Here is a 7,212-nt window from a genome sequence, read left to right as displayed (position 1 = left end):
GCTCTTTCCTAGTTTCTTCGTACATTCCCGGCAACGATGCCTTGTCCATCGCACCAGTTTGATTCAATGTGGCACCACACTGCTGACTTCCGCGATGCAGTACTCTATATGTACTCCGACCTATAGAAAAGTTATCCACCGCCTTGCGTGTTGAAAACATTGAATTGTGAATAACATCAATGTAATTTGTGGATAACTTTCGGACGATAAACCGCGTAACTCCAACCTTTTATCTGTGTTGAGGTGCTGCCGTGAATTGTGAAAAAACTTGAAAAGTTATCCACATTTTAATTAGTGAAATTCTGTTTGGTTTGACTTGAGACTAGGGGTAAGAGTAATTTGGTAGAGCTTGACTCATGAGGAGCCATGCTTTTGCATGGCTGAAAACAACCGGGAGCATATTATGAAGAGGACATTCCAACCGAATAACCGTCGTCGCCACATGAAGCACGGATTCCGCGCTCGCATGCGTACCCGTGCAGGCCGCGCGGTACTCAACCGTCGTCGCGCCAAGGGCCGCAAGAACCTGGCTGTCTGATCAATCGGCGGCAAGGGCATGGATCGGCTGAAAAGCCATCGTGATTTTGTCCGGGTGCTGAAGCGTCGCAGAAAAGTCACTGAAAAGGATATCGTCGTGCATTTCTTGGTGTACGACGATTCTTGTTGCGGTTATGGCAATGGCCACAATACCGTCGAAGCACACGCGCAACTGGCTGGCAAGGCTATGGAAGCTATGAAAGGTTCCATAGCCTTAGACGCGGTCCGGCAAGGCAAGTCGGGGCGGCGCCTTGGGCTTGCCGTGTCAAAAAACGTCGGCAACGCCGTGGCGCGCAATCACGTCAAACGGCGTTTTCGAGTGTTGGCGAAAGCTTACGAGGGCTCGTTGCCGCAGCATTGCGATATTGTCATGCGCGCTAAACCAAGTGCAGCACGTGCCGATTTCTCGTCTTTGGATGCCCAGGTCAGTGAGCTGTTTGATGCGGTCAACCGCAAGGTTGGCCAAAACGGCAAGTTGCGCAAAGATCGGAATAAGGAACAGCCGATTACCAATCGCCAAGGTGGCCGATCATGACTGCGATGAGTATATCGAAAACCTGGCTGGCATCAGATGCCCGAACTCCTTCAAAGACGCCGGATCGAACGGTGCGGGCCGCAAAGACGGGTGAAACGGGCCAGATGGCTTTCCATGCTGACCAAGCCCCCTCTTCGAATGTTCCGCAAGTTTCGGAAGTCACGGAAGCGGGGAACATGCTTGTTGTCGCGGGTACAAGAGTGCCGGCAACTCCCGGCGACCAATCGCATTCCGCCGTCTGTCGTGCAATGCTTGCCGCCGTGCGCTGGTATCAGATCCATATTTCCGCCGGAAACCCACCTTGCTGCAAGTATTATCCGTCTTGTTCCAACTATGCGATCCAAGCGGTGACCCGTTACGGTGCCGCACGCGGGGGATTGCTTGCCGTGCTGAGGTTGTTGCGCTGCCGGCCTTGGAGTAATGGCGGCATCGATGACGTGCCCCAGCATTATTCGATTTTTTATAGATTTTCCTGGTCCAAGGCTCACGAAGAGCCGCGACTGACACCATTGGCCTCAGATGTGAAGGAGACGGCCTAATGCAGTTCACCAATCCCGATTACAACCACTTCCTTCTCGACCAAGGACTGTTTGGCTGGGTATACAAGATCCTGACACCCATCGAATGGCTGATGAGCGAGATCATGTATTGGTTCCACAAGCTCATGACCCTCATCGGTCTGCCGTCTAGAGGGCTATCGTGGATTTTCGCCATCGTCTTCCTTGTGCTCGTCGTCCACGCTATCATCCTGCCGATGTACATCAAGCAGATGCGCGGCATGATGAAAATGCAGGCCTTGCAGCCCAAACTGATGCATATCCAGAAGAAGTACAAGGGCAAGAAGGATCCGGCAAGCCGTGAGGCCATGGCTCGCGAGACCCAAAAGCTGTATTCGGACAGCAATTACAACCCGGCAGGTTCCTGCCTGCCTATGGTCATTCAGGGTCCCGTCTTCATGTGCATGTTCTACTTGCTTTCGGCCATCCCCTACATCGCGCACGGTTCCCGTGAAACGCTCGGTGCTTTCGACAAGGCCACCGCTTTGGAATTCGCCGACACCCATCTTTTCGGTCTGAAGATCTCCAATACGTTTGGCATGGCCAACGCTTCCGGCAAGATCGTCATCGGTATTTTTACCGTCCTGATGTGCTTGGCGATGTGGTACATGCAGTTCAACAACATGCGTAAGAACCTGCCGCCTGCCCAGATGGAAGGGCAGCAGTACAAGATACAGCAGATGATGACCTGGGTCTTCCCGCTGATGTACATCTTCTCCGCAGTCTCCATGCCGTTCGCAGTTCTTGTGTACTGGCTGACTAACAACATCTGCAATATGCTGCGTTCGCTTTGGCAGGTCCGTGAGTTCCCGACGCCGGGATCTCGCGCGGATGATGAGAAGAAAAAGCGCGACCACATCAACGAGAACAAGCGTCGCGAGAAGGCAGGCCAGATCTCGCTGGAGGAAGAGGCCTTGCAGAAGGCCGAAGAAGCGGCGAAAATACGCGAAGAGCATGGCTATCAGCGTGAGCAGCCGAAACGCAAACGTAAGAAGAAGAAGTAAGTTCGGGCCCGACCTCGTTGGTGTATGTGATACATATGCTATACGGGGTCGGGTTTGGGTTAGACTTAAGGACAATACGTCGGATAAAGGAGTTGGATATGTCTCGTGATGAGGAAAAGACGGTCGAGCAGCTCAATGACGAAGCTGACATCGCTGCTGACTATCTCGAGGGGTTGTTGGATATCGCGGATTACGAAGGTGATATTGAGATGGGAGTGCGTAACGGGCGCCCCACCGTTCAGATTGTCGCCGATGATGACGAGGATATCAGAAACCTTATCGGGCATAAGGGCGAAGTCGTTGATGCATTACAATTATTGACTCGTTTGGCTGTTCAGCAGAAGACCGGCGATAGGTCCCGTCTGATTCTTGATGTGGATGGTTACCTCAAGAAGCGCCGCCAGCATTTGCGCGATCTGGCGCTCGATGTGATTGACGAGGTCCGTGAGACCGGGGACCCCGCAAACCTTGACCCGATGAATTCCTTTGAACGTAAGGTTGTTCATGATCTGGTACGCGAAGAAGGTCTGAAGTCTCGTTCGCATGGCGAGGAGCCTCATCGCTATGTCACCATTTATGTAAAGCCACGTCCTGCGGAAGATGAGCTGGATGACGATGACGAGGAGCCTGAGGATACTGTTGTCGAAAATGTTTCACGTGAAACAATCGTTGATGACGATGAATCCGATGAAGATATTCAGGATCCAGAGGATGATCGTGAGTCTCGAGATGCTTTCGAAGATTCCGGTGATTCCGAAGATACGTATGATGACGATACTGATGAACAGCGATGATTCCAAGCATACGCAGTTCTGATTGATTGCATTCTTACGAAAAACGAGGCCACGGCTTATACAGTCTTGGCCTCGTTCTGATTTCGGTCCTTTCGAATAAAGAAGTTGGCGTCACATTCAACATGTGTAAAGCCTCTGGTAAATTATATAGTTATCTTGATAGATAGGGGATGAGATGGACGTTAAGATTCACACTGATGAAGAGCTGGAGAAGTCCGGATTATTGGAAAACCTCTTTGGTGATGTTTTCGACAAAATGGCGACCTTCAAGGAAAAACTTGCGAAAGAAGGCGAGGAGCGCGGCATTATCGGCCCACGAGATATCGATATTATATGGGAACGTCATATCTTGAATTCTGCAGCTGTCGTTCCGTTTATCGAGTCTTCAACTGAAGGTGAACGGTTCAAGACCGTAGCCGACGTCGGCAGCGGCGGTGGATTCCCAGGCATCGTCATGGCGGCGTGTCTGCCTGACCATGAAGTTACGCTCATTGAGCCGATGGAGCGCAGGGTAGAATGGCTCGACGAGTGTGTCGATCAACTCGAACTCGGTAATGTTCGCGTCATTCGTGCGCGGGCTGAAGAGTATGTCAAAGAGCTGAAGCATGATAAGAGCCTGCATCCTTTTGCAGTCGTCACCTGTCGAGCAGTAGCACCGATGACCAAACTGAGTGGATGGACGTTGCCGCTGATCAAACACGGAGGACAGTTCATAGCCCTCAAAGGACGTTCCGCGCCAGCTGAAGTTCGCAAAGCGGCAAAAGAGATTCAGAAGAACGGTGGCCGGAATCCTAACGTACTCGAAGCTCCAGTTGCCGAAGGTTTTGAGCCAACCCATGTAGTTATCATAGATAAGAAGTAATGGTAGCGTATTTGGTAATGTTGAATGTTTCACGTGAAACAATCCCTTATGAACGGAGTTATCCACATTTTCAACAATTCAAAAAGTTATCCACATTTTTAAATGCATTTCAAGGAGGTTCTGTAATTATTGAAATTTCAACGATTAAGCGAACAAATTTTCGAACACAAGAATTTGTGCACAAAAGTTACGCACACTTATCCACATCGGTGTGGATAAGTGTGTAGATGCAGAATCTGTCCATACGAATGACGAAACTAGAAGAATTAGAACAAGTAATTACTGTGCTGATCCCACAGTCTGTTATGTGCGGCGGATAGTCGTAGGGAGTTGATGGATATGGAATCTGCCTCGGAAACAATCAGACGTATCTTCGGCAGTAAAGGTGATTCTCTCGGCTCTGAGATGGCCGAGATTCGATCAAGGTATGAAGCCTTGAATAAGGTTCGTTTTCCGAAACCAAAGTCGACTCGGCTTATTGCGGTAGCCAACCAAAAGGGTGGCGTAGGGAAAACGACGACTACTGTTAACCTTACGGCTGCGTTGGCTTTTCAGAAGCAGCAGGTTTTGGTTATCGACATGGATCCGCAGGGCAACGCTTCTACAGCACTTGGGGTTAAACACAACACAGGGGAGCCGTCTATCTACGACGTGCTTGAAGGCAGGCTGACCATTGATGAAGTGAAACAGACTTCAGGCACTTTTGAAACATTGGATGTAGTTCGCTCGTCCATTGACTTGAGTGGCGCTGAACTAGAAGTCGCGGATTTAACTGATAGAAATGATTTGCTGAAAAAAGCATTGAAAAAATTCCTATCTTCTTCCACAAAGAAATATGATTATGTCATTATTGACTGCCCTCCAAGTCTCGGACTTTTGGTGATCAATGCTATGTGTGCAGTCAATGAAGTGCTGATTCCGATACAGGCCGAGTATTATGCGCTCGAAGGTTTGGGGCAACTCATTCAGACGATTGGTCTCGTTCAGGAACATTACAATCCTTCGCTGCTGGTGTCGACGATGTTGGTCACCATGTTCGATAAGCGTACGTTGCTGAGCAAAGAGGTGTATGACCAGGTTAAAGATCATTACCCAGACATCGTTTTGCGAACCACTATTCCCAGGTCGGTAAAGATATCCGAAGCGCCGAGTTTTGGTAAAACAGTCATCGAATATGATCCAAGGGGAACCGGGGCGGTGTCCTATCGCGAGGCTGCATTGGAAATAGCCAGAAGGTCGCCACAAGTATTGAAAGCGTTGGAAGATAGAAAGCAGAGGAGAAACTGATATGGCAGCGAAGTCACGTTTAGGAAAAGGCCTTGGCGCACTATTTCCAGCTCTGCCCGGGGAGCAGGAAAAAGTGAGTCAGGAGACTGACGTAGTTTCGGATGCTTCTCAGCGATCTTCAAAGCTCGATGCTGCTGATAATGTTTCACGTGAAACATCTGCTCAAAATAAAGTACTGGCAACTAACAAAACCGCGAGCAAGCCTTCAAAGACTTCAAGTAAAGGCAAAACGAAGAATGTTTCACGTGAAACATCCAAGAAAAAGAGCTCCGGAAGTGCAAAGTCGACTGTGCCTTCCTCATCAAAGGGTTTGGCCTTAAAAAGCAACAATGTCAAAAAGGATGGGGCAAAAAGCAGGAATGTTTCACGTGAAACATCCGTCAGCACGACCAGAAGACGTGTGTCCATGCCGTCGCTGAAAGAAGGAATGGCTCATCCGAGTGACCTGTTCTTCGGTGCTACCGTTGGCGATGGGGAAATCGATACTATAGATAAAGCGACTTCTGAAAAGAGAACAAAAAGCTTGGCCAAATCGGCGAACAACGGTAGCGAAATCGGATCTTCAACCAAGAAACCTATCAAAAACAATGATACAAGTCAGCTGGAAGCCAAAGAGTTGAAGCCGGTAGCTGGTGGATATTTGGTGGAACTCGACCTTGATGCCATAGGTCCAAATGCAAATCAGCCGCGAACGATTTTTGACGAAGACGAGTTGAAAGAACTTGCAGCATCGTTGAAAGAAGTCGGGGTGTTGCAGCCCGTAGTGGTGCGTAAGCGTCCGGCAAATCAGAAAATCGCTGATTCGGCTGACGCTAGCCATGGTGTAATCAGCAGACATGTGCAGAAGAACATGGATAGCGAATATGAGCTAATCATGGGCGAGAGGCGTTGGCGTGCGGCTCATTTGGCGGGATTGAAATCGATTCCTGCTATTGTGAAAACGACTTCTGATAATCAGATGCTTCGCGATGCTCTGCTTGAGAATTTGCACCGAGTGGCATTGAATCCGTTGGAGGAGTCGGCGGCTTATCAGCAGATGATGGAAGAATTTGGGCTTACGCAGGAACAGCTTTCCAAATCTGTCTCCAAGTCCCGTTCCCAGATTGCCAATACGCTGCGACTGCTCAATCTTCCGCCTTCAGTTCAGAAGAAAGTTGCGGCTGGTGTTCTTTCAGCAGGACATGCAAGGGCGTTGCTCGGTCTTCCCAGCGAGGAAGACATGGAGAAGCTGGCCAACCGTATCATCGCCGAGGGGCTTTCTGTGCGAAGCACCGAAGAAATCGTCGCGATGAAAACGAACGGTAAAGGCAGCTCCAGGAAGCAAAAGGCGAAGCAGAATAATCTGTGGGCTCAGTCGCCGATTCAGCATAAGTTGGAGAACCGTTTCGATACGAAAGTCGCCATCAAGGGCAATAAGGAACACGGCCGTATCGAAATTGTGTTCTCTTCTCCCGAGGATATGGATCGTATTGTCAAGTTGCTGGTTCCGCCGCAAAACAGCAACGGGCAAAATGGGTGGGTATAAAAGCCTATCAATAGTCAATCCTGCCAGGTTACCAATCGTGAAAACGATGAGTGTCGCTTGGCGGGATTTTTTTATTCGGGTCATTCTAACAGCGTATAGATGGCAGAAGGC

7 protein-coding genes and 1 pseudogene are annotated in these 7,212 nt (G+C 49.6%); all 8 read left to right on the top strand.

The genetic code is table 11. From position 1 onward, the window contains the following. Positions 1 to 403 precede the first annotated feature (403 nt). Positions 404 to 538, top strand: a complete 135-nt coding sequence (gene rpmH / locus OZX74_RS09070; protein ID WP_277145976.1) for a 50S ribosomal protein L34 — start codon at positions 404 to 406, stop codon at positions 536 to 538. 18 nt (positions 539 to 556) lie between these two features. After that, positions 557 to 1,072 carry a ribonuclease P protein component gene (gene rnpA, locus OZX74_RS09065; RefSeq protein ID WP_277156577.1) on the top strand — a complete coding sequence of 172 codons (516 nt, stop codon included), beginning with the start codon at positions 557 to 559 and terminating at the stop codon, positions 1,070 to 1,072. Positions 1,073 to 1,320: 248 nt separating this feature from the next. Next, positions 1,321 to 1,611 carry a membrane protein insertion efficiency factor YidD gene (yidD, locus tag OZX74_RS09060; RefSeq protein WP_277157485.1) on the top strand — a complete coding sequence of 97 codons (291 nt, stop codon included), beginning with the start codon at positions 1,321 to 1,323 and terminating at the stop codon, positions 1,609 to 1,611. After that, positions 1,611 to 2,633 carry a membrane protein insertase YidC gene (gene yidC, locus OZX74_RS09055; protein ID WP_277156576.1) on the top strand — a complete coding sequence of 341 codons (1,023 nt, stop codon included), beginning with the start codon at positions 1,611 to 1,613 and terminating at the stop codon, positions 2,631 to 2,633. Before yidD ends, yidC begins: the two co-directional genes overlap by 1 nt. 98 nt (positions 2,634 to 2,731) lie before the next feature. After that, a pseudogene (locus OZX74_RS09050) lies at positions 2,732 to 3,259 on the top strand (R3H domain-containing nucleic acid-binding protein); the annotation flags it as partial. A 343-nt stretch (positions 3,260 to 3,602) separates the two neighbouring features. Further along, entirely contained in the window at positions 3,603 to 4,289 is a 687-nt protein-coding gene (rsmG, locus tag OZX74_RS09045) for a 16S rRNA (guanine(527)-N(7))-methyltransferase RsmG (RefSeq protein ID WP_277156574.1), read from the top strand. Positions 4,290 to 4,628: 339 nt separating this feature from the next. Further along, complete coding sequence (locus tag OZX74_RS09040) at positions 4,629 to 5,576, top strand: ParA family protein (RefSeq protein WP_277157484.1); 948 nt, start codon at positions 4,629 to 4,631, stop codon at positions 5,574 to 5,576. Between the two features lies 1 nt (position 5,577). Next, positions 5,578 to 7,101, top strand: coding sequence for a ParB/RepB/Spo0J family partition protein (locus OZX74_RS09035; RefSeq protein WP_277156573.1), 1,524 nt, complete (start codon positions 5,578 to 5,580; stop codon positions 7,099 to 7,101). The last annotated feature ends 111 nt before the right edge of the window (positions 7,102 to 7,212 follow it).

The sequence above is a fragment of the Bifidobacterium sp. ESL0798 genome (assembly GCF_029395415.1).
Lineage (GTDB): Bacteria > Actinomycetota > Actinomycetes > Actinomycetales > Bifidobacteriaceae > Bifidobacterium.
This window is presented reverse-complemented; position numbering and strand designations above follow the sequence as displayed.